The organism is Nocardia amikacinitolerans NBRC 108937 (assembly GCF_001612615.1).
Classification (GTDB): Bacteria; Actinomycetota; Actinomycetes; order Mycobacteriales; family Mycobacteriaceae; genus Nocardia; species Nocardia amikacinitolerans.
The window spans coordinates 1-25,664 of sequence record NZ_BDAU01000048.1 but is presented as its reverse complement, the minus strand read 5'-3'; the positions used below and the strand labels follow the sequence as shown (position 1 = coordinate 25,664).

The window sequence follows — 25,664 nt, the reverse complement described above, 5'->3', positions numbered from 1 at the left end:
CCCCGTCCGTCGAGTTCGTTATGCGAGATCAACGATAGATTTCGGGGGAAAGTTCCTGCTAGCTCCCGACGATGATCGACCCCGGGTACTGCCGGGATGACCGACGACAAGCCCGCTGCGGGCTTCGGGCCGAGGCGCACCACGATCGCCGACGCACCGTCCACGCCCTACCAACCACCCCCGGAGCGAGCCCGACGAGCGACCGTTCGCGGCCGTCTCGCTGCCCAGCGGTCGAAGCGCATGCGACGAAGTCGCGAGTCTCGACCCCGTGTGGCTTCCCGACCCGCCGCACCACGACCGCCAACGCACCATCCACACCCTGCCAACCACCCCGGAGCGAGCCCGACGAGCGACCGTTCGCGGCCGTCTCGCTTCCCAACCGACGAGCAACCCTCTGCAGCCCGCCAAACCACATTCACGAACGCACCATCCGGCCGCTCCCAGCCCCGCACGGAGCGAGCCCGACGAGCGACCGTTCGCGGCCGTCTCGCTGCCCAGCGGTCGAAGCGCATGCGACGAAGTCGCGAGTCTCGACCGCTGGGCAGCGAGACATAAAGGCCGCGAACACGCGCGCGCCAGCGCGCCAAAAACTCAGCCGACGCGTTCGATGGTGTAGCGAACCAGCTGTTCGAGTGCATCGTTGGCCGGGCCCGCGGGCAGCGCGGACAGCTCGGCGTGCGCCAGGTCGGCGTAGCCCTGCAGCTTCTCCTTGGCGAGCACCATGCCGCGCGAGTGCGCGAGCAGTTCCAGCGCCTCGGCGACCTCCTCGTCGGTTTCCAGCGGACGGGCGAGCAGTTTGCGCAGCCGGTCGCCCTCGGCGCCCTCGTCGCGGAGCGCGTAGAGCACCGGCAGGGTGTGCACACCCTCGCGCAGGTCGGTGCCGGGGGTCTTGCCGGACTGTTCGGAGGCCGAGGAGATGTCGATGATGTCGTCGGAGATCTGGAAGGCGGTGCCGACCGCGTCGCCGAGGCGGGCCAGCCGCTCGATGTGCTCGGGGTGCGCGCCGGAGAAGGTGCCGCCGAAACGACCGGCCGCGGCGATCAGCGACCCGGTCTTCTCCCAGACGACGCGCAGGTAGTGCTCGACCGGGTCCTGCGAGTCGCGGGCGCCGACGGTCTCGCGCATCTGGCCGGTGACCAGTTCGGCGAAGGTCTCGGCGATGATGCGGACCGCGTCGGGGCCGAGCGTGGACGTGAGGCGCGAGGCGTGCGCGAACAGGTAGTCGCCCGCCAGGATCGCGACGTTATTGCCCCAGCGCGAGTTGACGCTCGGCGCGCCGCGGCGCATCGGGGCCTCGTCCATCACGTCGTCGTGGTACAGCGTGGCCAAGTGCACGAGTTCGACGACGGTGCCCGCGGTGATCAGAGCCGGATCGGTGGGGCGCGGACCGAGCTGGCCGGTGAGGATGGTGAACAGCGGACGGAACCGCTTGCCGCCAGCCCGCGCCAGGTGCAGTGCCGCGTCCTGCAGGAAGTCCTCGCCGTCGGAGAGTTCGGCGATCAGGAGTTTCTCGACCTCTTCCAGGCCGTTGCGGACGCTCGCCGCGAGCTCGGGGTCTCCGAGTTCGACCCCGGCGACCACCGTGCTCTCATCACTAACAGCCGATGTGCTCATCTCATCTCCCAGCGCCGCGTCCGACCCCACGGTAGAGAACCTAGCGTGTTCAGTCCGCGCGGCCCATGAACACCGTCACTATGCGGTGTATCAGACACTTTTCCACACTTGGGCGTGGCCCGATCGGCCGACCTGGCGAGCGGTCCTGCGTCGACACCGATCCGGCTGTCCTGCAAGTATTGAGCGCATGGGTGCACCGGATGTCTCAGCCGAGGACCGCGGGGGAAACCCGCTGCCCGATCGCGCCGAAGTTCTCGTCGTCGGCGCAGGTCCGGCCGGTTCCGCCGCGGCTGCCTGGGCCGCACGCGCCGGCCGCGACGTACTGCTCACCGACGCCGCGGTCTTCCCGAGGGACAAGACCTGCGGCGACGGTCTGACGCCGCGGGCGACCAAGGAGCTGGAACACCTCGGTCTCGGCGAGTGGCTGCGCGCGCACACGGTCAACCACGGCCTTCGGATGACAGGCTTCGGCAGAGAAGCCCTGCTCAACTGGCCGGGCGGCGGATTTCCGAGCTACGGAAGTGCCGTCGCGCGAACCGAACTCGACGACAAGCTGCGCGAAACGGCGGTGAAGTCCGGCGCGCGGATGGTGGACGGCACGAAGGTGGTGGATGTCACCCGCGCGGGTGACCGTGTCACGGGTGTGACGGTGCGAACGGCCGAGGGGTCGCGCGAGATCGCCTGCGACATCCTGGTCGTCGCGGACGGCGTGCGCTCACCGGTCGGCAAGCTGCTCGGCCGCGTCTGGCACCGGCGGTTCGCGTACGGCACCGCGGCGCGCGCCTACATCAAGTCCGGCCGCAGCGACGATCAGTGGATCACCTCGCACCTCGAATTGCGCGATGCCGACGGCCAATTGGTGCCCGGCTACGGCTGGGTGTTCCCGCTGGGCAACGGCGAGGTCAACATCGGCGTCGGCTCGCTGGCCACCGAGCGTCGGCCCTCGCACATCGCGCTGAAACCGCTGCTGCGCCACTACACATCGCAGCGTTACGAGGAGTGGCAGTTCGAGGGTGAGCTGCGCGCGGTGGCCTCGGCGCTGCTGCCGATGGGCGGCGCGGTGTCGAACGTGGCCGGCCGCAACTGGGTGCTGATCGGCGACGCCGCGGGCTGCGTGAACCCGCTCAACGGCGAGGGCATCGACTACGGCCTCGAGGGCGGGCACATGCTCGCCGACCTGCTGGACGCCCCCGATTTCACCGGCCTGTGGCCGGATCTGCTGCGCGCACGCTACGGTCGCACGTTCTCGGCGGCGCGCCGGATCGCGGGCCTGGCCACCCATCCCCGCATGGTCCCGACCGGCGGCCCTCCGGTGATGCGCTCGAAGTACTTGCAGCGCACCGCGGTTCGCGTGATGGGCAACCTGGTCACCGACGAGGACCTGGACATCACCGCGCGCGCATGGCGGCTCGCGGGACGGGCGTCCATGCGCTACGACGACCTGCCTCCCTTCACCTGAGGCACGCGATGGGCGAACCACGCGGATTGCCCGCGCTCTACCTCCTTCCGCACCTGCGCAAGGCGCGGGATCTCGCGGATCGGCAATACGCCGACCCGCTGAACCTGGACGAATTGGCCGCCGCCGCAGGGGTTTCCAAGTACCACTTCCTGCGTGCCTTCGCGGCGGTGTACGGCAGGACCCCGGCCGCTTACCTGGCCGAACGCCGCATCGAACGCGCGCAGGATCTGCTGCGCGCCACCAACCTGACGGTCACCGAGGTCTGCATGATGGTCGGCTACGCCAGCCTCGGCTCGTTCAGTTCCAAGTTCCGCCAGTTGATCGGCGTCACCCCGTCGGAGTACCAGGCGAAGTTCGCCGACGGCGCGCCGCGCATTCCCGGCTGCTACGTGTTCATGCACGGACTGTCCGACCGCGGACAGCCGTGAAGACACCGCAATTTCGGAGAAGCCACAGCGCGGCGGCCGCCCATAGCCTGGGCACATGACGACGATTTCGAACATCTCCCTGGTCACCGTGTACGTCACCGATCAGGACGAGGCCAAGCGGTGGTACATCGACAAGCTCGGTTTCGTGGAGACCGGCGACGTCACCATGGGCGAGAACGGCTTCCGCTGGGTGACCATCGCGCACCCGGACCACCTGGAACTGGAGGTCACGCTGATGATCCCCGGTCCGCCGCTGGACGAGAACATGGCCGAGGCGGTTCGCCGGGCGCTGGCCAACGGCACGCACGGCGCGCTGGGTCTGCGGACCGAGAATTGTCAGAAGGCCTTCGAGGAGCTCACCGCCAAGGGCGTCGAGTTCATCCAGCCGCCCGCCGAACGGCCGTACGGCACCGAGGCGATCATCCGGGACAACTCCGGCAACTGGCTGGTGCTGGTGGAACAGAAGGAATTCGATCCGAAGGACTTCGCCGCGCGGTGACGGGCCGGAACGGAATCGGGCGCCCGACGCGGGGCGCCCGATTCGACGGACCGGATCAGGCGGTCGCCTCCGCGGTGAGCCACTCCTCGAAGAATTTGCGCTCGCTGTTGAGCACCCGGTGGAACAGTTGCTCGGCCAGCGGCTCGATGGCGCCGCCGACTAGCGACACCTTGACCGTGACGGTGCCGACGACGTCGATCTCGCACCCTTCTGCGGTGGGGCGCAGTTCGAAAGAGCCCGACATCTCACTCGTGACGCCCGTGGTGCTCGCCTGGAAGACGCCCTTGGCGATCTCGCCGTCCAATGCCTGCCAGTCGTCGATGCGCGAGAGCACCAGTTCGTTCTTCAGTACCTTGCCGACGATGCTGGGAATCTTGTCCTTGCGGGCCTTTTCGGTCATATGGATGCGGATGGTGCCCGCGCCACCCGGATGCGACAGCTCGAGTGTCGCGGTCTCGGCGTTCGCGAAACGGGCGCGCCAGGCGTCGTCGGTGGTGAGTGCCCGGTGGAGATCTTCGACCGGGACGGCGTAGGGCACGGTGAAGCTGAATTTTCGGGACATGGCCGCACACGCTAGTCGAGGTGGTCGGTAGCCTGTGGCGGTGTCGGAAACCAGCCAGTCCGAAAGGCGGACCGTCCGCCTGCGGCGGGCGAGGATCGGCGTACTCACCGCCGCGACGGTCGTCAGCGTGCTCATGGTGTTGCTGGTGCTCGCCGCTTGGCGCAACGACTACCTGATCAGTTCCGACAAGGGCGTGACCACCGGCGAGGTGCTTTCCGCAGGCCGGTTGCGTTCGGCGGTCATCTACGTCACACCCGATGGTGAGACGCACAATCCGAAGGTCGGCGTGCTGTACCCGACCAACCTGACCGCCGGCGAGCGCATCAATGTCGAGTACAGCCGCAGCGATCCCGATCTGGTCCGGGTGGCGGGCCGCGACGTCCGGGTCGCCATCCAGCCCGCCCTCTCGGTGATCGTGGTGGTGTGGGCGTTGGCTTTGCCCGCGCTGTGGTTGATCGTCCGCGCGGGCAGGCGCGAGCCGAAGGTGACCGTGGCCGCGGCACGCTGAGCTGGGTCGCCGCCGCACGCCGACTTGGTCCGCCACCGCGCGCCGGAGTTCGGCGGCCGGATGGATTCACTGCGCCCACGGCGGGCTGAGCTTGCTGCCGTCGGCCATGGTGGCCTGGAATCCGGCGGCGATGGCGACGTGCGCGACGGCCGGTTCGTCGCCCGGATTACCCACCGCGATGGGCGCGCCCGCGGGCACGATCGCGACATCACCCGCGCCGAGCCGCTGACCGCTGACCTCCAGCACGCCGGAAAGCACCATGAAGACCTCGTCGCGGTCCAAGACGTGCGCCGCGTCGCCGACGTGGTGCGGCGCGACGGTGAGCCGCCAGGTACAGACGTCCGCCGAACCGCGGCTCGGGGCCGCCATGGCGCTGAATTCGACACCGGGTAGCTCGAAGCGCGGCGCTTCGGCGGCCTTGATGACGTGCATAGCCACTCCTGCGAGAAGAGATAGACAAGCCAGCTTGATCAAGTTGGCTTGTCTATCATGGCGGCATGGCATCCACTCCGCAAGACCCGGATCTCGGCATCCTGCTCGGGCTGGCCTACGAACAGTTCGTCGTCGAATTGCGAACGTCCTTGGCCGAGCAGGGTTTCGACGACATGGGCCGCTCCGACGGGTACGTGTTCCGCTGCCTGACCAAGCGGCCGATGAACGTCAGCGAGCTCGCCGAACGCCTCGGGATCAGCAAGCAGGGCGCCGCGCAGATCGTCGACGACATGCGGCAGCGCGGCTACGTGGAGCGGCGCCCCGATCCGGCCGACGGCCGCGCGAAACTGCTCTACCTCACCGAACGCGGCAACGCCGCCCTCGCCGCGGCAAGGCGATTCCACCGGAATCGGGAACAGCGCCTGGTGCGGGAATTCGGTTCGGACGCGCTGAGCACGCTGCGCGCGGTGCTCGGTGCGGTCGCGACCGAAGAGCGACTGGCGGACCCGCAACTTCGGGCGCTGTTTTGACGGATGCCGGTGTCCCGTCCACTGTCTGCGACAGCGCTAGGAGTTCGCCGGAACTTTCCACGCGCTTCACGTCCGCGTGGCTGCGGCGCGCGCTGCACGGGTCACGCTGAGGTGGTGCGCGTAGCCATCGTTTCGGAGTCCTTCTTGCCGAACATGAACGGCGTCGTCAATTCCGTCCTCCGTGTGCTCGATCACCTGGACGAACTCGGACACCAGGCGCTGGTGATCGCGCCCGATACACCCCGCGGACTGCCCGCAGCGGCAAGCGAATACGGCCGTTTCCCGGTGCATCGGGTCCCCGCGGTCATGGTGCCCAAGGTCAGCTCGCTGCCGGTCGGGCTGCCGCAGCCAGGGATCACCGCCGCGATCGCCGAATTCGACGCCGACCTGGTGCATCTGGCCTCCCCGTTCCTGCTCGGCGCCGGTGGCCTCGGCGCGGCGCTGCGCCTGGATCTGCCGACGATCGCGGTGTACCAGACCGACGTGGCGGGCTTCGCGCAAAGCTACGGGCTCGGGCTGGCCAGCCGTGCGGCCTGGGCGTGGACGCGGCGCATCCACGAGGGCGCGACCCGCACGCTGGCGCCCTCCCGCGCGGCCGCCGAAGACCTGGCCAGGCACGGCATCCCGCGGGTGCACCGGTGGGGTCGCGGCGTGGACATCGCCAGGTTCACCCCGTCGGCGCACCGCGCGGAACTGCGCGAGCGCTGGCTCGGCGGGCACGAGCGACTCGTCGTCGGGTTCGTCGGCAGGCTTGCGCCGGAGAAGCACGTCGAGCGGCTGGCGGTACTCGCGGGCGATCCCACCATTCAGCTGGTGATCGTCGGCGACGGCCCGGAACGTAACCGGCTGGCCCAGCTCATGCCGGACGCGGTGTTCACCGGCGAACTCCGCGGCGACGAACTCGCGCAGGCGTACGCGAGCCTGGACGTGATGGTGCACGCGGGCGAGCACGAGACCTTCTGCCAGGGCGTGCAGGAGGCGCTGGCCTCCGGTGTCCCGGTCATCGGGCCGGACGCGGGCGGTCCGCGCGACCTCGTCGCGCATTGCCGCAACGGCTATCTGCTCCCGGTCGACCGGTTCACCGAACTGCTGCCCAGCGCCGTGGCCGCGCTGCGCGACCCGGCGCTGCGCGCCCGATTCGCCGGCGCCGCACGCAAGTCCGTACTGCACCGGACCTGGCCCGCCGTGTGCGACGACCTGATGGGTCACTACGCCGATGTCACCGGCCGGGATTTCCGCCTTTCGAATACGGCGTAGCCCCGGGAGCGCACCGCTCGAACCCGAATGCAACGCACCGGACAGCGCGCTGTGATCGGGTACACGCGGGTCCGTAACGGACAGTCGCTTAAGGTCGTTGGCGTGGCGCAAACGCATGCAGGTCGAGCTTCCCTGGACAAGCAGCCGGGCGAGGTCGCAGCGATGTTCGACGGGGTCGCCAGGCGATACGACCTCACCAACACCGTGATCTCCGCGGGTCAGGACCGCTACTGGCGCTGGGCGACCCGCAAAGCGCTCGGGCTACGGCCGGGCGAGCGGGTACTCGACCTCGCGGCGGGAACCGGCGTCTCGACCCTGGAGTTCGGCAAGTCCGGCGCCTGGTGCGTGGCGACCGACTTCTCCAAGGGCATGCTCGCCGCGGGCCGGTTCCGCAATGTGCCGATGGTCGCGGGTGACGCCATGGCCCTGCCGTTCGCGGACGACTCCTTCGACGCGGTGACCATCTCCTATGGGCTGCGCAACGTCTCCGATCCCGATCTGGCGCTGCGCGAGATGCTGCGGGTCACCAAGCCGGGCGGACGGCTGGTGGTCGCCGAGTTCTCGACACCGATCTTTCCGGTGTTCCGCACGCTGTACATGGAGTACCTGATGAAGACGCTCCCGCGGGTGGCGCGGGCGGTCAGCAGCAATCCGGACGCCTACGTGTACCTGGCGGAGTCGATCCGGGCGTGGCCGAATCAGCGGCAGCTGGCCATGCGGATCGCCAAGGCGGGGTGGTCGACGGTCAAGTGGCGCAATCTCAGCGGCGGCGTCGTCGCGCTGCACCGGGGATACAAGCTCGGCTGAACGGCGCCGCAAGCCGCTGACCTGCGCAAAGGTGACGAAAAACACACCTCACAGCCGCGAGTGGGAGCGGTGAGGAGAATTGTCACCTGGCGATAACGTTGGGTAAATCCCGCGCAATCGACGTTCCGCATGATCGGTGACATGTCGGACGCAGCCAGCAGCCCCGCGCCGGGCACCGCCAGAACGGCGTGCTCGTACTGCGGCGTGGGGTGCGGCATCACGGTCGAGACCACGTCGGGCCCGGACGGCGCGCCGGTGATCGCGAAGGTCAGCGGCGACAAGCTGCATCCGGCGAACGCGGGCAGGCTCTGCACCAAGGGCGCCACCCACGCGGAACTGATGCGCACGCCGGGCCGGATGACCACCGCCTACCGGCGACCCGAGCGCGGTCGGGAACCGATGCCGATCGCCGTCGACGCCGCCGTGCGCGAGGCCGCCGACCGGTTGCGCGCCATCCTGGACGAGCACGGGCCGGACGCCATCGCGCTGTACGTATCCGGCCAGATGACGCTGGAGGCGCAGTACCTGGCCACCAAGCTGGCCAAGGGCTACCTGCGGACCGTGCACATCGAGGCCAACTCGCGGCTGTGCATGGCCAGCGCGGGCACCGGCTACAAGCAGTCGCTCGGCGCGGACGGGCCGCCCGGCTCCTACGACGACTTCGAGCACGCCGACCTGTTCTTCGTCACCGGCGCGAACATGGCCGACTGCCATCCCATCCTGTTCCTGCGGATGGCCGATCGGCTGAAGGCGGGCGCCAAGCTGATCGTCGCCGATCCGCGCCGCACCGACACCGCCGCGCGCGCCGACCTGTTCCTCCAGCTGCGCCCCGGCACCGACCTCGCGCTGCTCAACGGCCTGCTGCACCTGCTCGTCGCCAACGGCGACATCGACGAGGCCTTCATCGCCGAGCACACCGAGGGCTGGGACGCCATGCCCGAGTTCCTCGCCGACTATCCGCCCGAGCGGGTCGCCGAGATCACCGGCCTCGCCGAAGAGGACATCCGCACCGCGGCGCGCTGGATCGGCGAAGCGCGCGAGTGGATGACGCTGTGGACGATGGGACTCAACCAGTCCACCCACGGCACCTGGAACACCAACGCGATCTGCAACCTGCACCTGGCCACCGGCGCCATCTGCCGCCCCGGCAGCGGTCCCTTCTCGCTGACCGGTCAGCCGAACGCCATGGGCGGGCGCGAGATGGGGTACATGGGCCCCGGCCTGCCCGGCCAGCGCTCGCTGCTCTCGGCCGCGGACCGCGCCTTCGTGGAGACGGCTTGGGGCGTCGAGCCCGGCACGATTCGCACCGAGGCAGGGCCGGGCACCATCGAGATGTTCCGCGGCATGGCCGAGGGCGATATCAAGGCCGCGTGGATCATCTGCACCAATCCCGTTGCGTCCGTGTCCAATCGGAAGACGGTGATCGCGGGGCTGGAGGCCGCCGAGCTGGTGATCGCGCAGGACGCCTACACCGAATCGGCCACCAACGCCTACGCCGACCTGCTGCTTCCCGCGACGCTCTGGGCTGAGGCCGAGGGCGTGTCGGTGAACTCCGAACGCAACGTCACCCTGTTGCAGCGCTCCGTCGACCCGCTCGGCGACGCGCGGCCGGATTGGCTGCTGATCGCGCAGGTCGCCACGGCCATGGGCTTCCCAGGCTTCGAATACTCCTCCAGCGCCGAGGTTTTCGCCGAAATCCAGCGGTTCGCCAATCCCGCGACGGGTTACGACCTGCGCGGCATGAGCTACGACGCGCTGCGCGAGGGCCCGATGCAGTGGCCGTGCGCCGAGCCAGGCAAGCGCCGCAACCCGATCCGCTACCTGAACGACGGCGTCAGCCAGGAACTCTTCGTGGACCAGGCGGGGCACCGTCCGCGGCTCGCGTTCGCCACCGCGAACAGGCGGGCGGTGTTCTGGCCGCGCCCGCACATGCTTCCCGAGGAAATGCCGGACGACGACTACCCGTTCCTGCTGAACACCGGTCGCCTGCAACACCAGTGGCACACCATGACCAAGACCGGCAAGATCGGCAAGCTCACGAAGTTGAACGGGCAGCCGTTCCTCGAGGTGCATCCGCGCGACGCCGAACGGCTCGGCGTGCGTCCCGGCGATCAGCTCGAAATCGCCTCCCGCCGTGGGCGAGCCGTGCTTCCGGTGCAGATCAGCGACCGGGTCCGGCCCGGCGACTGCTTCGCGCCGTTCCACTGGAACGACGAACAGGGTGAGTACCTGACCATCAACGCCGTCACCAACGACGCCGTCGATCCGGCGTCGCTCCAGCCCGAGTTCAAGCAGTGCGCCGTCTCGCTGCGCCGTGTCGCCCCGATGAAACAGGCCGAAACGCCTGTGCCCGAGCCGGTTTCCGCACCGAACGGTGCGCATCCGCTCGCGGTGATGCTCGGCCTGGACACCGGTGTCGCGCCGACGCTCAGCGACACCGAACAGATCTACCTCAGCGGGTATCTTGCCGCGCTGCACTCGCTTCCGGTCGTCGGGCAGCCGGTGCTTCCGGAAACCGCGCCGCTGTCCACCCGCAGCAGGCTCTGGATCGACGGCCTGCTCGCGGGCATGTACTCGCGCGGCGCGCTGACCGCCGAGTCCCCCGCCCCCGCCGCCGAGGAGCGGCCCGTCACGGTGCTGTGGGCCTCGCAGACCGGCAACGCCGAAGAGTTCGCCGCCGCGGCGGCCGAGCGACTTGCCGAATCCGGTTTCGCGCCACGGCTGTTCGACATGGATTCCTGCGATATCGCGGCGCTGACCGGCGACGCGCTGTTCATCAGCAGCACCTTCGGCAACGGCGGCCCGCCCGACAACGGCGCGGATTTCTGGGCCAGGTTGACCGACAGCGCGACCCGGCTGACCGGCCTGCGCTACGCGGTCCTCGCGCTCGGCGACTCCTCCTACGACGATTTCTGCGGGCACGGCCGCAAACTGGACGAGAAGCTGGCCGAGCGCGGCGCGACCCGGCTGCTGCCGCGGGTGGACTGCGAACCCGACTACGAGGACCCCGCGAGTCGCTGGCTCGACGACGTGCTCGGCGCGTTCGGCGGCGGAAACGACGACGGGAACGACGGCGGCGGGAACGACGGCCCCGACGACGGTGACGGCCCTGCTCCCGCGGGCGGTTCGGGCGCGCGCCTATCGGTCCGCTCCGCGAGTTCGGGCGGCGGCACCATGGTGCTGACCAGGCCCGAGGCCCCTGCTCCCGCGCGCTCACCGCGGACCGCGCCCGCACCGTTCACCCGCAACGCGCCGGTGGCCGCGCCGCTCGCGCGCAACGAACTGCTCTCGCTTGCGGGATCACCGAAAGAGGTGCGCCAGTTCGGTTTCGACCTGCGCGGCGTGGACGCGGGCTACGAGGTGGGCGATTCGCTGGCTGTTTGGCCGTCGAACTGTCCGTCGCTGGTCGAGGAGTGGCTCGCCGCCACCGGCCTGGACGGGCGGCGCGTGATCGAGGTCGACGACCGGGAGATGCCGCTGGCCGAGGCGCTGCGCACCCGGTACGACATCACCAAGGTCAGCCACGATCTGTTGAGCTTCATCGGCGACCGCAATGCCAGCAACCAGCTCGCCAAACTGCTGCGCAGGGACAACCGCAACGAACTCGACGGCTACCTGTGGGACCGCCAGGCCGTCGACGTGCTGCGAGATTTCCCGGTGCGCGCCGACCTGGTGGAATGGCTCGGCGCGCTGAAAAAGCTCCAGCCGCGCCAGTATTCGATCTCGTCGAGTCCGCTGGTCAGCCCGGACGAGGTGCAGCTGACGGTCGGCGTCGTGCGCTACGGCGAACCGGCGGGCGCGACAGCCCGGCGCGGCGGGGTCTGCTCGACCTACCTCGCCGACCGGGTTGGCGATGCGACGGTGCCGATCTTCCTCCAGCGCGCACCGCATTTCCGGCCGCCGCTGGACCCGACAGCACCGATGATCATGGTGGGGCCGGGCACCGGCATCGCACCGTTCCGCGGCTTCCTCCAGGAGCGCAGGGCGCTCGGCGCGACCGGCCGCAACTGGCTGTTCTTCGGCGAACAGCATGCGGCACAGAACTTCTACTACCGCGCGGAGCTGGAGGACATGTTCCGCACCGGTTTCCTCACCCGCCTCGATCTGGCGTTCTCCCGTGATCAGCGGGAGCGAATCTACGTGCAGCACCGGATGATCGAGCACGGCGCGGAGCTGTGGTCGTGGCTCCGCGACGGCGCCCACTTCTACGTCTGCGGTGACGCGGCGCGGATGGCCAAGGACGTCGACGACACGCTGCTCGCCATCGCCCGCATCCACGGAAAGCTGGACGAGGACGGCGCGCTGGCGTTCCGCAAGCAGCTCGTCGCCGAGAAGCGTTACGTGCGCGACGTTTACTGAGCCGCCGCGCGTCGACCCAACGCGTCGCGAATCCGCCTGCGCCGCATTCTCGTTCGAGCGCATCCCGAACTACACGGCGGGCGGGTTGAGTCGGGTGAAGTCCGGCAGGCGGTAGTACGGGTAGTAGGGGTAGGGCGGCGTGGTGGCGCTCGCCTTGTCCAGGCGGGCGATCTGGTCCTGATCGAGGCGCCAGCCGACCGCGCCGAGGTTCTGGCGCAACTGTTCCTCGTTGCGCGCGCCGACAATGACCGTCGCGACGGTGGGGCGGCCGAGCAGCCAGTTGAGCGCGATCTGCGGGACGGTCTTGCCGGTCTCGGCGGCGATCTCGTCCAGCACGTCAACCACGTCGTAGAGGACGTCGTCGTCGACGGGCGGCCCCGCCTCGGCGGTCTGGTGCAGCCTGCTCCCAGCGGGCAGCGGCTGTCCGCGCCGGATCTTGCCGGTGAGCCTGCCCCAGCCGAGCGGGCTCCACACGACCGCGCCGACGCCCTGATCCTGCGCGAGCGGCATCAGTTCCCACTCGTAGTCGCGGCCGACCAGCGAGTAGTACACCTGGTGCGCGACGTACCTACTCAGGCCGTTGCGGTCCGCGGCGGCAAGGGATTTCATCAGCTGCCACCCCGCGAAGTTGGAGGCGCCGAGGTAGCGGATCTTGCCCGCCCGCACCAGATCGTCGAGCGCGGCGAGGACCTCCTCGACGGGGGTGTGCGCGTCGAAGGCGTGCAGCTGGAACAGGTCGATGTGATCGACGCCGAGGCGGCGCAGCGAGCCCTCGACCGCGCCGATCAGCCGTGCCCGGCCCGAGCCGGCGTCGTAGGGTCCGGGCCCGGTCGGGAGGCTCGCCTTGGTGGACAGCAGCAGCCGGTCCCGCCTGCCCTTGATGGCCGCGCCGAGGACTTCCTCCGAGGCGCCGTCGGAGTAGACGTCCGCGGTGTCGAACATCGTGACGCCCGCTTCCAGGCTGATGTCGACGAGCCGACGCGCCTGCTCGGCATCGGTGTCGCCCCACGCGCCGAACAGTTCGCCGCGTCCGCCGAAGGTGCCCGCTCCGAAGCTCAGGGCCGGGACGAGCAGACCCGACGCGCCGAGCCGCCGGTACTCCATGGGTGAGTTCTCTGACCGAAGGTTCATGGGACGGCCCTCCTAAAGGGTCTATAGTTCCGTTAACACTTGGAACAGTACACCCCGCTCGCCACAAATGAAACTGGAGTTCCGTTATGACATCCGAAGAGCCCGCTCCCGGCTCGGTTCGCCCAGGTGGGCGCACCGCACGCATCCGCGCGGCCGTCCTGCGCACCGCGGGTGATCTCCTCGCCGAACGCGGTTTCGCCACACTGGATCTCGCGGAGATCGCCGCCGCGTCCGGGGTCGGCAAGACCACCGTCTATCGGCGCTGGGGCACCCCGGCCGGGCTCGTGGCCGACCTGCTCGCCGACATGGCCGAGCAGTCGGTGCCGCGCGCCGACACCGGATCGCTGCGCGGCGATCTCACGGCCAACGCGCGACTGGTCGCCGAGACGCTGACCGATCCGCGCCAAGGCCGCCTGTTCCAAGCCGTGATCGCCGCCGCCACCGACGATCCCGTCACCGCGGCCGCGCTGCGCCGCTTCTACGACATCCGCCTCACCGAGTGGGCGCCGTGCGTCGAGGACGGGATCGCGCGCGGCGAGGCGCCCGAGGGCACCGATCCGCGGGCGGTCCTCTCCGCCGTCTCCGCGCCGCTCTACTACCGCCTGCTGGCCAGCGGCGATCCGATCGACGAGGCGGCCGCCGATTCCGCGGCCCAAGCGGCGTTGGATGCGGTCGCCGCAGGCACTTTCGTCACGGACCGATCGGCAAGTCCCGACCGAAGGTGACATTTGGTCTGCCCGGGCGGCTGGCGGACACCTTCAGTCGGATTGGGCCGACCAGTTCGGGTCGCGACCGGTCAGGCCGATCACACGGTCGAGGAGGGGTGCGTCGGCGGGCACATCGACCACGGGGCCGAAGAGGCCGGGGGTTCCGGACATCGGGGTTTCGCGCAGGAAGTCGAACAGGATCGCCGCGTGCGATTCGGTGCAGCTGAACGGCTGGCCGGTGGCCTTGGCCAGGTCCCAGCCGTGCACGACGACCTCGTCCAGCGCGATCACCGCCATCACGATCGCTGCTTCGCGCACGCCACCCGCCTCGGTCTCACCCTCCCATGCGTCCGGCTCCCGCCACGCGGCGACGAGGGCCTTCAGCTGGGCCGGGATACGCGTGCGCCAGTCGTCGGGCAGCTTCGAGTCGTGCTCGAGGGCGGGCGGGGTGCTGTTGCCGACGGATTCCTTGGTCGCGGACTGCCGGAACGCCTCGGTCAGTTCCAGGACGTGTTCGAGCAGCGCGGCCACGGTCGTGTCGGCGCAGGGCGTCGGTGCGGCGAGCTGGTCGTCGGCGATGCCCGCGACCACGGTTTCCAGTGCGGTGGCGGCGGGCTCGAAATCGAACGTGGGGGTCATCGGGTCTCCTGCCGGATGTGAGAGGTCTGCGTCAGTTGAGACCCGGCGAGCGCGCGGAATTCATCGGTGCCGAGGGAACGGGGCTGCGACGTCGTCCGCGACCAACTCGTAACGGCGAAAAGCCCTGGAAAAGAGGAGAATTGGTAGATGAAGGGTGATCGGGTGGAGATCGTCGTCGACGTCGGCGACGGCTCTCGAAGTTACGAAATCGCGGCGACGCGTGCGGGTCGGCGGGTCGAGGTGCGCATCGCGCGCGGGGTGGTCGAGGTCAGCGAGGTGACGCGGACCGGCGTCGCGGTCCGCACGGCGCGGTTCATGGCCGGGCGGACTCTCGCGCTCGTGGAGCATCCGGTGAACGGGGGCGCGGCCGTCGAGGGGGAATGAAGACGACGCCGGTTGCGGGAAACTCGCCGGCGGGGCAATCTCGATGCCGTCGGACTGTTGCCCGCGCCCTGAACTGGGTATACCCCGTGCGGGAGAGCACCAGCGGAGAGGAGCACACGATGATCGATCGCAGCACGCCGCGCACATTGGACGACGCGCCGGAGGCCGACCGCGTCGAGCAGTCCACGCCCGCTTACCAAACGGACGACGCCGATACCGACGACCGGGCCGTCGCGGAAACCGCCGTCGCACGCGAGGCGCCGAGCGCGGTCGATCGCGACGTGTGGTCCGCGAACGAGGCCGACCTCATCGAGCAGGCCATTCCCGTGCCGCTCGACGACGAGGATCGCGACGACACCGAATAGCCGGTAGCTCAGGGCGCGATCTTGGCCCGCACAGCCGCGTGCAGCTCGCGCAGGCTGGACCGCTCCGTGGCCACCTCCAGCACCCGCAGTCCGTGCGCGTGCTCGGCCAGCTCGGCCGCCAGCTGCTCGGTATCGACCTGCCGGTGCGGGATGCGGTAGGCGGCGCACAGCGCGGCGAGATCCATGCCGTGCGGTGTGCCGAAGACGCGCTCGAACACGCCCGCGTACTGCGGATCGCCCTGTTCGAGCAGCTCGAAGATGCCGCCGCCGTCGTCGTTGGCTACCACGATCGTGAGGTCGGCGGGCCGCGGCTCGCCCGGCCCGATCAGCAGCCCGGACGCGTCGTGCAGGAAGGTCAGGTCGCCGATCAGCGCGACGGTGCGGCCGCCGTGCGCCAAGGCCGCGCCGACCGCCGTCGACACCGTGCCGTCGATACCGGCGACGCCGCGGTTCGACAGCACCTTGATGCCGGGCCGCGGATGCGAGACCAGCGCCGCGTCGCGCACCGGATTGGACGCGCCGAGCAGCAGTTGATCGTCCTCGTGCAGCGCGTCCATCACGACCGCCGCCACGTGCAGGCCGGTCGGCTTCGGATGCTTGGCCAGCGCGTCACGCACGACCTGCTGAGCGTTGGCGTTCACCGCGCGACAGTGCGCGAGCCATTCCGCGCTCGGCGCTCCCGTGGTGATCGCACGGGTTCCGGTGCCGACCACGTTGCCGGACACATCGGGCCAGCGCGGGCCGGTGGTCAGCGCGAAGACCGTCACGGACGGGTCGGCGAGCACCTTGGACACCTGCCGGTGCAGGGTCGGCCGCCCGGTGATGATGGCCTGCTTCGGCTTCAGCAGCGGCAGCGCAAGCGGATGCAGCGCGGGGCCGTGCATGGGGGCGGTCGGCTCCGCGACGGTCGGCAGCTCGGCCAACTCGGGACGCAGGCCGGCGCCGTGCCCGGAGATCACCACGGTGTCCGGGGTCAAATCGATGTCCAGCGGCACGTCCAGCGTCGCGTACTGCGTCGCGGTCCATGGCCGATCGTCCGCGCGACCCTCCGGACCGGCGTCGGCGGTCGGATCCGGCACCAGCGGCTCGCGCAACGGAATGTCGAAGTGGACGGGACCCGCGTTGCCCGACCGCGTGCCCCGGGCCGCGGCGAGCACCCGGCACACCGCCGAGCGCCACACACTGTTCTGCTGACCGTACGGGCCGCTGCCATTGCCGCTCGGCTCGTCCTCCGCCAGCCCGAGGCTGATGGTGGCGCGCACCTGGCTACCGAACAGGCCAAGTTGTTCGACGGTCTGATTCGCGCCGGTTCCGAGCATCTCGTAGGGCCGATTGGCGCTCAACACGATCAGCGGAACCCGCGCGTAGTTGGCTTCCAGCACCGCGGGACCGAGGTTCGCGACGGCCGTGCCGGAGGTCATCACCACCGGGACCGGATTGCCGCCCGCGATCGCCAGACCGATGGCGAGAAAGCCCGCGGTCCGCTCGTCGATACGCATGTGCAGCCGCAGCCGCCCGGCCGCGTCGGCGGCTTGCAGCGCGAAAGCCAGCGGAGCGTTCCGCGAGCCGGGGCACAGCACCACATCGCGGACACCTCCGCGCACGAGTTCGTCGACGACTACTCGGGCCTGAGCGGTAGACGGGTTCACGTCACCAGCCTCTCAGACAGTGTCCCCGCCGTCTCCGTCACCCTGGTCACAGTGTTGTTGGCGCGCTGGCGCGCGCGGGTTCGCGGCCCCTTTTGTCTCGCTTCCGAGCGGTCGAGACTCGCGACTTCGTCGCATGCGCTTCGACCGCTCGGAAGCGAGACGGCCGCGAACGGGCTCGTAAGACTCGCCCTCGGGGTGGTTGGGAGGGCGGGATCGAGCGGTTGGACTTCAGCGCGCTGTGCGGACGCTGATTCGGCGTTCGGGGCGCTGCGCCGATGTGCGGCGGGGTCATGCTGTGGGCGAGGTCGCACGCCGAGTTCGATCGGTCGCAACTCGGCGTGCGCTCGCTGCGCGTGATCAGTTGGCGTGGCGCTGCACCAGGTCGCCGAGGCGCGGCAGGGCCTCGATGACGTTCTTCTTGGCCGAGGAGCGCATCGAGGAGTACACCTTCTGCAGGGCGGGGCGCGAGGAGGACTCGGCGCGGGCGTCGGTCACCTGGAGCAACGCCTCGGCGACCTCGTCCGACTTGGCGACGAGCAGGTCGGCGAACTGACCCGAACCCGAGGCCTTGTACTCCTGCCAGAACGGCTCCAGCTGCTCGACCAGCTTGGGGGCCAACGACTCCAGCGCGTCCGGGACGATGGACGGGCTGATCTTCTTCACCGCCGCGTAGCCGCCCTTGACCGCCAGGCCAGACGCGCCACCCTTATCCGACACCTCGGCGTCCAGAACCTCCTTGGCATCGGCAAGGAAGGCCGAGCGCTTCGCGTCGTCGAGCAGGGATTCAGACAGTGCTGCAACCACTTTCAGGTTCCTCCGAAATAGATGTCGATGAACGAGCGCACGCCACTATACGCACTGGTGCGCGCGGTCACACGAGCTACTTTCCGCTCACGGCTGCCACGGCAGCAACTGCACCATCAGCCCTTCACAATCGGCGAGCAAATCGCCCTGCTCATCGCGTAATTCGGCGGTGATGAAGGTCTTGCGGCCCTCGATGCGATCGACGCGTCCGCACACCGTCAGCGTCCGCTCCAGCGGAGTTACCTTGCGGTAGTTGACGTGTAGATAAGCCGTGCGGCTGATCGGCCTGCCCGCGTAGTGCACGATCATGCCGAGCAGGTCGTCGAACAGCAGCGGAAGCACGCCACCGTGCGCCGCGCCGTTGCCGCCGAGATGGAATCGGCGGAACTCGCCCGTCATGGTGATGCCGTCCGGCCCCGCCGAAACCACCTGCCAGGGCAGCAGCAACAGACTGCCGCGTCCGGGCAGCTCCACCGCGCGTCCGGCCGGACCCTGCAATTCCGGTGCGCGATAGGGCTCGAGCAGTTCGGCGAGTTCGCGCGCCTTGGCCAGCGCTTCACCGAAGACCTCGTCCGGCGCGTCGACGGAAACCGCCAGATCCTGCAACGTGCGCATGGCCTCGACGAAAGGCCCGAAATTCGAACCGATCCGCGCGCGGGACACCTTCGGGAAGCCACCGTGCTTCTCGTACCGGTCCTCGTCCACCGCGCTGCGGTCGATGCGCGGGCGGATCGCCGTCCCGTTGGAACGCTGCGCACCCGATTCGGCGGCACTATCTGGAACAGGTTTCACACGCTCGCTCATACCTGCACGGTAACGCGTAGTTTTACACCGTCAAGTCCTCGGCTCGGTGGCGCACGGAAGTCGCTGGCACCGGATCTTTCGCCGCGGGCAATAATCACAAGCGTGACGTTCAATCCCAAGCTGTGGCGACCGGTCCCCGGATTCGAGAATCTGACCGACATCACCTACCACCGCCATATCGAGCAGGGCACGGTGCGGGTGGCGTTCGATCGCCCCGAGGTGCGCAACGCGTTTCGCCCGCACACCGTCGACGAGCTCTACCGGGTGCTCGACCACGCGCGGATGACCTCCGACGTCGGCGCGGTCCTGATCACCGGCAACGGCCCGAGCCCCAAGGACGGCGGCTGGGCCTTCTGCTCCGGCGGTGACCAGCGCATTCGCGGCCGCAGCGGTTACCAGTACGCCAGCGGCGAGACCGCCGACACCGTCGACCAGGCGCGCGCGGGCAGGCTGCACATCCTGGAGGTCCAGCGCCTCATCCGCTTCATGCCCAAGGTCGTCATCGCACTGGTCAACGGCTGGGCCGCGGGCGGCGGGCACAGCCTGCACGTGGTGTGCGACCTGACCCTGGCCAGCCGCGAGCACGCCATGTTCAAGCAGACCGACGCCGACGTGGGCAGCTTCGACGGCGGCTACGGCAGCGCCTACCTGGCCAAAATGGTGGGCCAGAAGTTCGCCCGCGAGATCTTCTTCCTCGGCCGCCCCTACACCGCCGAGGAAATGCACCAGATGGGCGCGGTCAACAAGGTCGTCGACCACGCCGAGCTCGAGGACGTCGCCCTGGAGTGGACCGCCGACATCAACGGCAAGTCCCCGCAGGCCCAGCGCATGCTCAAGTACGCGTTCAACCTGCTCGACGACGGACTGGTCGGCCAGCAGTTGTTCGCGGGCGAAGCCACCCGCATGGCGTACATGACCGACGAAGCCGTCGAAGGTCGCGACGCGTTCTTGGAGAAGCGCAAGCCGGACTGGACGCCCTACCCCTGGTACTTCTGACGAAGGGACTGGCCACATGGAGATCCTCAGCAGCCGGGTGATTCTGCGGCCTGGCGACTACGCGAAAACGCTCGAGTTCTATCGCGACGGGCTCGGTCTCGCGATCGCCAGGGAGTATCCAGGTGGAACCGTTTTCTTCGCTGGACAGTCGCTGGTCGAGGTCGCTGGGCACGGTGGAACGGGAACTTCGACGGCCTTCAGCGGCGGGATCTGGTTGCAGGTGCGGGATGCCTCCGACGCCGCCGCCGAGCTCGCGCTGAAGGGAATCCCCATCGATCGGGCACCCCAGCGGGAGCCGTGGGGACTGATCGAAATGTGGATCCGGGACCCGGACGGCGTGCCGATCGTACTCGTGGAGATTCCGCCCGAACATCCGATTCGCCGGGATTCCCGCTGGTCGGACGACTGATCACGGCGTAACGAGCGGACCGGGGTCCGAATGCCGAGTTGCCAAGGGCTGTCCCGGCGAGGACGATTGCGCTCTAACGGCCGCCCAGCCGCCGATGTCCGGGCGACCACCGTCCGCGTCCCGTCCGACGAGTGAATCGCAGTCTCGATGTCTGGCCTATCCGAGCCCCATTCCTTCGGGGCGGCCGCACTCCGCGCGCGCCGCCCCAGCAAACCGACCCGTTCCGCGCGCGGCGGCGCGGGCATGACACGATCGCTGTCGTGATGGAACCGAGCGAGGTGCGGTCGTGAGCAACACTTTGCGGACGCTGCCGATGCCCACCGGATCCGGTTTGGGTGACGTGCTGCCGCATCTGCGAGAAGCGTTGGAAGGCAACGGCCCCGCGTGGCTGCCCATCCCGACCAGCGACCGCAGGGAGGCCCGTCGGCTCAGCGACGCGCTCTCCCCCGGCGAGACGATCGACGACGACGTGGCGCTGGTGGTCACCACCTCCGGCACCACCGGGGTGCCCAAGGGCGCCATGCTCAGCGCCTCGGCCCTGCGCGCGAGCGGCACCGCGACACACGACCGGCTCGGCGGCCCCGGCGCCTGGCTGCTCGCGCTGCCCACCCACCACATCGCCGGCATCCAGGTGCTCTTGCGCAGCATCCTCGCGGGCACCGAACCCACCGTGCTCGACGTCTCCGGCGGCTTCCTGCCCGAGGCGCTGGCGGGTGCGGTATCGGGCATGCGCGGCACGCGCCGCTACACCGCACTGGTGCCGACCCAGCTCATCAAGGCTCTCGACGCGCCCGGTGCGGCCGAGGCGCTCGCCGAACTCGACGCGGTGCTCGTCGGCGGCGCTGCCACCCCGCTTCCGGTCTATGAGCGCGCGAAAGCGGCCGGTATCAACGTCGTTCGCACCTACGGTATGAGCGAGACCTGCGGCGGCTGCGTCTACGAAGGCGTCCCGCTGGACGGCGCCGAGGTGCGCATCGAAGACGGTCGCGTCCTGCTCGGCGGCGCCATGATCGCCCGCGGTTACCGCGGCCAGCCCGACCACCCCGCGTTCGCCGAACCCGGTTGGTTCCGCACCGAGGACGCGGGAACGTTCGAGAACGGCGTCCTGCACATCACCGGACGGCTGGACGAGGCCATCATGACGGGCGGATTGCTGGTCATTCCGCAGGTCGTGGAGGCCGTGCTGGTCACTCACCCGTCGATCAGCGAGTGCGTGGTGCTCGGCCTACCCGACGAGCGGCTCGGTCAGCGCGTGGCGGTCGCGGTGGTGCCAACGGCCGGGGCGACTCCGACGCTCGAGGAGTTGCGCGACCACGTCGTCCGCGAGCTCGATGCCATCGCCGCGCCGCGCGAACTCGCGTTGCTGGACGAACTGCCGCTGCACGGACCTGGGAAGCCCAACCGGGCGAAGCTTCGCCAGCTGTTGCTCGCGCAATCTCCGAACTGAGGTCCGTACGGACTCTTCGCACGCCTCGCGGAGCGATCTCAGCGAGGCGTGCGAAACGGCGCGACGGATCGTCCGCATACGCCTGTCAGGTTCACCGGCAGAAGCCGAAACCCTCTGCGCGACGAAGTCGGTCAGGGCAGCGATCGGAACAGCGCCGCGCCGAGGCGGTTCGCATCCTGGCAGGGGTTGCCGACATCGGTCTGGACGCGGATGTTGCGCACCGCGAACACGATGCTGCCGTATTCGGCCGGGGTGCCGATATCGCAGGTCTGCCTGTGTGTGTCCGCCACGTATCGGTATTGGACCACCTGCCTGCCATAGAATTCCGTCCGCCGGACATCGTGAACCGCCCCTGGCTCCAGCAGATCGTCGATCGTGCGATCGGAGGCGGCGATCACCACGCTGAAGGTCTGATCGGCCGATTTCCAACGACACATCTGCCAGGACGGATAGGTCGCGTCGGTGATGCGTTCCTTCGTCGCGGTGTTCAATCCCGCTGCGGTGAGATCGGATTCGGGTAACGTGCAGGGATCCCAGAACCGGGACTCCGCCGGGGTGGGCGCCGGAGAACTGTCTTCGGGCTTGGTGGGCGTGGGAGGCGTGTCTTCGGCTTGCGTTGGCGCGGGCGGCTTGTCTTCGGCTTGCGTTGGCGCGGGCCCATTCGATTCGGTATCGCCCTTGTCGGGTGTGGCGGGGTTGGCCCCGCCTTCGTCCCGAGCGGCCGCCGATGTGGTGCTGGACGCCGCTAAGGACGTGGTACCGCTGGGGGTTTGCGAGCTGTCGACGGACGTACCGCCGCACCCGGCGAGCAGCATGACCGCGCCACAGGCCATCGCCGCGATTCCGAGCGACGTCGCTCTACTCGTCATCCGCGGAGGCCCTCGACGCCGTCATGCCTGCGACAACAACATTTCTTCATCAGGTGCCCTGTTCTGTGGTCGAGCTGTCAGCGGGTGCGCGTGACGGCGCTCATGGTCACATATTTGACCGATCGGTCGCAATAGGGCACGATTTCGAAACATGGCTCGCGCCAAGGAATTCGACTCGGAAGTCGTACTGAGGTTTGCCGAGGTTCGGTGCCGGGCTTCGAAGTGACCTCGACGACAATTGGTCGAGCCGTGATCCTCCGGGCGGACCCGCTTCGGATCAGGCGAAACCGAGTGCCAACGCCGTCAACGCCGACCAGACCAGCAGGGCGAGGCCGGAATCGCGCAGCGCAGGAATCAGTTCCAGGCCGTTGCCGCCCGAGCGCACGGGCGCGTTGGCGCGCACCGCGAGCGGGACGGCGAGCAGGCCGACGAGGGCGAACGGCGTGCGAATCACCAGCAGCAAGGTGACGACGAACGGCACCGCGAGCAGCGCGAGGTGCAGGGTGCGGGTGCGCGGATCGCCGAGTTTGACGGCGAGCGTGGTCTTTCCGGATTCGGTGTCGGTGGGGATGTCACGCAGGTTGTTGGCCACCAGCACCGCGCTGGAGAACGAGCCGACCGCGACCGCGAGCGCCGCACCCACCCAGTCGACCCGCTCGGCCTGCACGAACTCGGTGCCGAGCACGGCGACCAACCCGAAGAACACGAACACCGCGAGCTCACCGAAACCGCTGTAGCCGTACGGTTTGCTGCCGCCGGTGTAGAACCAGGCGCCCGCAAGGCAGGCCAAGCCGACCAGCAGCAGCCACCAGGCCGTCGTCGCGACGAGGACCAAGCCGAGAACGGCGCCGATGGCCAGGCTCAGGATCGCGGCGTTCTTGACCGCCGCGGGCGAGGCGAGCTTCGACCCGACCAGCCGCAGCGGGCCGACGCGCTCGTCGTCGGTTCCCCTGATGCCGTCGGAGTAGTCGTTGGCGTAGTTGACCCCGATGATCAGCGCCAGCGAGACCAGCAGCGCCAGAACGGCTTTCCACCACACCGCGGCGTCGAGCGAGGCCGCGGCCCCGGTGCCCGCGATGACCGGAGCGATAGCGTTCGGCAGGGTGCGGGGCCGTGCGCCCTCGATCCATTGCGCTGCTGTAGCCATGAAAGCAGCCTAGGCTTCGGCTGCCGCCTTCAGTCGGGTGAGTCCCTTGTCGAAGTCCTTGCCGACCAGCCGGTCCATCGAGATCACCTTGCCGAGCAGCGCCATAAGGCCGTGCTGCTGACCGCTCATCCGCCACACCACCTCGGTGGCGCCGCTCTCGGTGGGGTTCAGCTCGAAGACGACGTCGTTGGCCGCCTTGAAGGGCTTGAGGAACTCGAGCCGGATCCCGATCTCGCGTTCGTCGTCGGAGACCAGCTCCATGCTGCCCGCGCCCGCCTTGCGGTTGCCGCTCCAGGCGTAGTGCGCGCCGACGCCGGATTCCGCGCCGGAGTAGGTGCGCTGCAGCTGCGGGTCGACGTCCTCCCACGGGGACCACTTGGTCCACTCCCGGAAGTTGTCGATGAGCGCGTGGATGCGCGCGGGCGGGGCCGAGATGACGATGCGCCGGACCACTTCGAAGTCAGCCATGCGGACAGCGTAGGGGCTGACGCCGCGAGTGGCGCGTCGACAGACCGCGTGGGAAAACGGTGTCGGCCTCGGCGGGGCGCTCGCATACGATGACCGCGGCATGTTTCCAGATCGGCGCGGCCCCGACGGCCCGAATCCCACCGCTACGCCCGCCGGCGCATCGGTTGTGGTCGCCCTTCTCGGTGAGGTCGCCCTGCGCCGCGACGATGCACTCACACCGGTACCCGGCACGCGCTCCCGGCTGCTGCTCACCGCGCTAGCGCTGCGACCGGGCCGCAGCCGCAGCGCACCGGCACTGATCGAGGACGTGTGGGCCGAGCGGCCGCCGCGTTCGCCGATGAACGCGCTGCACACCCAGGTCTCCAGGCTCCGCTCGGCGCTGCCCGCCGGCGCGCTGGAGATCGGCCCCGCGGGCTACCGCCTCGCCTTCGCACCGGAACAGGTCGACCTGACGCTCGGTGGCGAATTGCTGGCCCGCGCCCGCCGTGAACTCGCGACCGCGGATTTCGCCGCCTGCCTCGATTCCGTGCGCACGGCCCGAACGCTGTGGCGCGGCGAGCCCGGGGCTGACCTGCCCGCTGGCGAACTCGCGGAGGAACTGATTCGGACCGCGAGTTCGCTGGCGACCGAACTGGACGCGGTCGGACTGACGGCACGCGAGGCCAGCGGCGACATTCACGGCGCGTTGCACCTCGCCCGCCACCGCTGCGCCGCCGACCCCCTCGACGAACCCGCCCAACTCGACCTCATGCGCCTGCTCGCCCGAGCCGATCGCCCGAACGAGGCGCTGGAATCCTTCGCGGCGTTCCGCACCCGCCTTGCCGACCACCTCGGCGCCGACCCGGGCCGCGCGCTGGTCGAGCTGAACACCGCCATCCTGCGCGGTGAGCTCATCGGCGGTCCGACCGCGAGTGAGTTGCGCGGTGCTGGCGCGAGTTGGCCGGGCGGTGCTGGCGCGAGTTGGCCGGGCGGCGCTGTCGCAACCGGACTGGGCGGAGCCGGAGTGAGCGAGCCGGGCGGTGCGGCTGCGGGTGGGTTGGCCGGTCCGCCCACGAACGGGCCCGGCGACGCCACCGCAAGTGGGGTGGCCGGTCCGGCCGCGAACGGGCCCGGCGACGCCACCGCGAGTGGGGTGGCCGGTCCGGCCGCGAACGGGCCCGGCGACGCCAACGCGAGTGGGGTGGCCGGTCCGCCCGCGAACGGGCCCGGCGATGCCGCCGCAAGTGGGGTGGCCGGTCCGCCCGCGAACGGGCCAGCCGGTGCCGCCTCGAGCGCGGGCAATGCCGCCGCGACAGGACCGCACGGTGCCGCCGCAAGTGGGATGGCCGGTCCGCCCACGAACGGACCGGCTGGTGCTGCCGCGAACGGGCCTGGCAATGCCGCCGCGATA

At 69.5% G+C, this 25,664-nt stretch carries 26 protein-coding genes; 15 read left to right on the top strand and 11 right to left on the bottom strand.

Annotated elements, in window-relative coordinates; translation table 11 throughout:
- Window positions 1-591: 591 nt before the first annotated feature.
- Window positions 592-1,614, bottom strand: coding sequence for a polyprenyl synthetase family protein (locus NAM01S_RS29300; RefSeq protein ID WP_067791412.1), 1,023 nt, complete (start codon window positions 1,612-1,614; stop codon window positions 592-594).
- Between the two features lie 187 nt (window positions 1,615-1,801).
- Here NAM01S_RS29300 and NAM01S_RS29295 point away from each other — a divergent pair, with 187 nt between their 5' ends.
- From NAM01S_RS29295 to NAM01S_RS29285, 3 genes are read left to right on the top strand one after another with little or no spacing between them, the layout of a single operon-like run.
- Entirely contained in the window at window positions 1,802-3,073 is a 1,272-nt protein-coding gene (locus tag NAM01S_RS29295; RefSeq protein WP_067791409.1) for a geranylgeranyl reductase family protein, read from the top strand.
- Between the two features lie 8 nt (window positions 3,074-3,081).
- Complete coding sequence (locus NAM01S_RS29290) at window positions 3,082-3,501, top strand: helix-turn-helix transcriptional regulator (RefSeq protein WP_067791407.1); 420 nt, start codon at window positions 3,082-3,084, stop codon at window positions 3,499-3,501.
- 55 nt (window positions 3,502-3,556) lie between these two features.
- Complete coding sequence (locus tag NAM01S_RS29285; RefSeq protein WP_067791404.1) at window positions 3,557-4,000, top strand: VOC family protein; 444 nt, start codon at window positions 3,557-3,559, stop codon at window positions 3,998-4,000.
- A 55-nt stretch (window positions 4,001-4,055) separates the two neighbouring features.
- On the opposite strand, the gene NAM01S_RS29280 is transcribed toward NAM01S_RS29285, so the two are convergent.
- Window positions 4,056-4,562, bottom strand: a complete 507-nt coding sequence (locus NAM01S_RS29280) for a DUF2505 domain-containing protein (RefSeq protein WP_067791402.1) — start codon at window positions 4,560-4,562, stop codon at window positions 4,056-4,058.
- Window positions 4,563-4,602: 40 nt separating this feature from the next.
- Between NAM01S_RS29280 and NAM01S_RS29275 the strand changes: the two genes are divergently transcribed.
- Window positions 4,603-5,070: a DUF3592 domain-containing protein gene (locus NAM01S_RS29275; protein WP_067791486.1), complete on the top strand. Its 468-nt coding sequence runs from the start codon at window positions 4,603-4,605 to the stop codon at window positions 5,068-5,070.
- Between the two features lie 66 nt (window positions 5,071-5,136).
- On the opposite strand, the gene NAM01S_RS29270 is transcribed toward NAM01S_RS29275, so the two are convergent.
- The gene (locus NAM01S_RS29270) at window positions 5,137-5,502 is read right to left on the bottom strand and encodes a cupin domain-containing protein (protein ID WP_067791400.1); all 366 of its coding nucleotides are present in this window, start codon (window positions 5,500-5,502) and stop codon (window positions 5,137-5,139) included.
- Between the two features lie 65 nt (window positions 5,503-5,567).
- On the opposite strand from NAM01S_RS29270, the gene NAM01S_RS29265 reads away from it, so the two are divergent.
- From NAM01S_RS29265 to NAM01S_RS29250, 4 genes are all read left to right on the top strand, one after another.
- Window positions 5,568-6,032 carry a MarR family winged helix-turn-helix transcriptional regulator gene (locus NAM01S_RS29265; RefSeq protein WP_067791398.1) on the top strand — a complete coding sequence of 155 codons (465 nt, stop codon included), beginning with the start codon at window positions 5,568-5,570 and terminating at the stop codon, window positions 6,030-6,032.
- Between the two features lie 114 nt (window positions 6,033-6,146).
- The gene (locus tag NAM01S_RS29260) at window positions 6,147-7,289 is read left to right on the top strand and encodes a glycosyltransferase family 4 protein (protein ID WP_218018477.1); all 1,143 of its coding nucleotides are present in this window, start codon (window positions 6,147-6,149) and stop codon (window positions 7,287-7,289) included.
- A 102-nt stretch (window positions 7,290-7,391) separates the two neighbouring features.
- The gene (locus NAM01S_RS29255; protein ID WP_084483406.1) at window positions 7,392-8,096 is read left to right on the top strand and encodes a demethylmenaquinone methyltransferase; all 705 of its coding nucleotides are present in this window, start codon (window positions 7,392-7,394) and stop codon (window positions 8,094-8,096) included.
- A gap of 141 nt (window positions 8,097-8,237) precedes the next feature.
- Complete coding sequence (locus NAM01S_RS29250) at window positions 8,238-12,455, top strand: bifunctional nitrate reductase/sulfite reductase flavoprotein subunit alpha (RefSeq protein WP_253799403.1); 4,218 nt, start codon at window positions 8,238-8,240, stop codon at window positions 12,453-12,455.
- A gap of 69 nt (window positions 12,456-12,524) precedes the next feature.
- On the opposite strand, the gene NAM01S_RS29245 is transcribed toward NAM01S_RS29250, so the two are convergent.
- Entirely contained in the window at window positions 12,525-13,559 is a 1,035-nt protein-coding gene (locus NAM01S_RS29245; protein ID WP_067791390.1) for an aldo/keto reductase, read from the bottom strand.
- A gap of 113 nt (window positions 13,560-13,672) precedes the next feature.
- Here NAM01S_RS29245 and NAM01S_RS29240 point away from each other — a divergent pair, with 113 nt between their 5' ends.
- The gene (locus NAM01S_RS29240; RefSeq protein WP_067791389.1) at window positions 13,673-14,311 is read left to right on the top strand and encodes a TetR/AcrR family transcriptional regulator; all 639 of its coding nucleotides are present in this window, start codon (window positions 13,673-13,675) and stop codon (window positions 14,309-14,311) included.
- A gap of 33 nt (window positions 14,312-14,344) precedes the next feature.
- Here NAM01S_RS29240 and NAM01S_RS29235 read toward each other — a convergent pair whose 3' ends face one another.
- Complete coding sequence (locus tag NAM01S_RS29235) at window positions 14,345-14,932, bottom strand: TIGR03086 family metal-binding protein (protein ID WP_067791387.1); 588 nt, start codon at window positions 14,930-14,932, stop codon at window positions 14,345-14,347.
- A gap of 147 nt (window positions 14,933-15,079) precedes the next feature.
- Here NAM01S_RS29235 and NAM01S_RS29230 point away from each other — a divergent pair, with 147 nt between their 5' ends.
- Together NAM01S_RS29230 and NAM01S_RS29225 are read left to right on the top strand one after the other, a co-directional pair.
- Complete coding sequence (locus NAM01S_RS29230; protein WP_067791385.1) at window positions 15,080-15,316, top strand: DUF8836 family protein; 237 nt, start codon at window positions 15,080-15,082, stop codon at window positions 15,314-15,316.
- 119 nt (window positions 15,317-15,435) lie between these two features.
- Window positions 15,436-15,681, top strand: a complete 246-nt coding sequence (locus tag NAM01S_RS29225; RefSeq protein ID WP_067791484.1) for an Rv3202a family protein — start codon at window positions 15,436-15,438, stop codon at window positions 15,679-15,681.
- A gap of 8 nt (window positions 15,682-15,689) precedes the next feature.
- Here NAM01S_RS29225 and menD read toward each other — a convergent pair whose 3' ends face one another.
- The 3 genes from menD to NAM01S_RS29210 all read right to left on the bottom strand — a co-directional run bounded on the left by menD (window position 15,690) and on the right by NAM01S_RS29210 (window position 18,938).
- On the bottom strand, window positions 15,690-17,330 hold the full coding sequence (menD, locus tag NAM01S_RS29220; protein WP_067791383.1) for a 2-succinyl-5-enolpyruvyl-6-hydroxy-3-cyclohexene-1-carboxylic-acid synthase: 1,641 nt from the start codon (window positions 17,328-17,330) through the stop codon (window positions 15,690-15,692).
- Between the two features lie 357 nt (window positions 17,331-17,687).
- The gene (locus NAM01S_RS29215; protein ID WP_067791381.1) at window positions 17,688-18,134 is read right to left on the bottom strand and encodes a DUF6918 family protein; all 447 of its coding nucleotides are present in this window, start codon (window positions 18,132-18,134) and stop codon (window positions 17,688-17,690) included.
- An 87-nt stretch (window positions 18,135-18,221) separates the two neighbouring features.
- On the bottom strand, window positions 18,222-18,938 hold the full coding sequence (locus NAM01S_RS29210; RefSeq protein WP_084483405.1) for a PaaI family thioesterase: 717 nt from the start codon (window positions 18,936-18,938) through the stop codon (window positions 18,222-18,224).
- 102 nt (window positions 18,939-19,040) lie between these two features.
- Between NAM01S_RS29210 and NAM01S_RS29205 the strand changes: the two genes are divergently transcribed.
- The 3 genes from NAM01S_RS29205 (at window position 19,041) to menE (ending at window position 21,790) form a co-directional block, all read left to right on the top strand.
- The gene (locus NAM01S_RS29205) at window positions 19,041-19,934 is read left to right on the top strand and encodes a 1,4-dihydroxy-2-naphthoyl-CoA synthase (RefSeq protein ID WP_067791379.1); all 894 of its coding nucleotides are present in this window, start codon (window positions 19,041-19,043) and stop codon (window positions 19,932-19,934) included.
- 16 nt (window positions 19,935-19,950) lie between these two features.
- Window positions 19,951-20,343, top strand: coding sequence for a VOC family protein (locus tag NAM01S_RS29200; RefSeq protein ID WP_067791377.1), 393 nt, complete (start codon window positions 19,951-19,953; stop codon window positions 20,341-20,343).
- Window positions 20,344-20,656: 313 nt separating this feature from the next.
- On the top strand, window positions 20,657-21,790 hold the full coding sequence (gene menE, locus NAM01S_RS29195) for an o-succinylbenzoate--CoA ligase (protein ID WP_067791480.1): 1,134 nt from the start codon (window positions 20,657-20,659) through the stop codon (window positions 21,788-21,790).
- Between the two features lie 131 nt (window positions 21,791-21,921).
- Here menE and NAM01S_RS34465 read toward each other — a convergent pair whose 3' ends face one another.
- From NAM01S_RS34465 to NAM01S_RS29180, 3 genes are all read right to left on the bottom strand, one after another.
- Window positions 21,922-22,605, bottom strand: a complete 684-nt coding sequence (locus NAM01S_RS34465) for a DUF3558 domain-containing protein (protein ID WP_169810919.1) — start codon at window positions 22,603-22,605, stop codon at window positions 21,922-21,924.
- Between the two features lie 331 nt (window positions 22,606-22,936).
- Window positions 22,937-23,806: a 1,4-dihydroxy-2-naphthoate polyprenyltransferase gene (locus tag NAM01S_RS29185; RefSeq protein WP_067791374.1), complete on the bottom strand. Its 870-nt coding sequence runs from the start codon at window positions 23,804-23,806 to the stop codon at window positions 22,937-22,939.
- 9 nt (window positions 23,807-23,815) lie between these two features.
- Window positions 23,816-24,274, bottom strand: coding sequence for an SRPBCC family protein (locus NAM01S_RS29180; protein WP_067791372.1), 459 nt, complete (start codon window positions 24,272-24,274; stop codon window positions 23,816-23,818).
- A gap of 100 nt (window positions 24,275-24,374) precedes the next feature.
- Here NAM01S_RS29180 and NAM01S_RS36835 point away from each other — a divergent pair.
- The coding region (locus NAM01S_RS36835; protein WP_255284342.1) for an AfsR/SARP family transcriptional regulator at window positions 24,375-25,664 on the top strand (1,290 nt) is incomplete at its 3' end.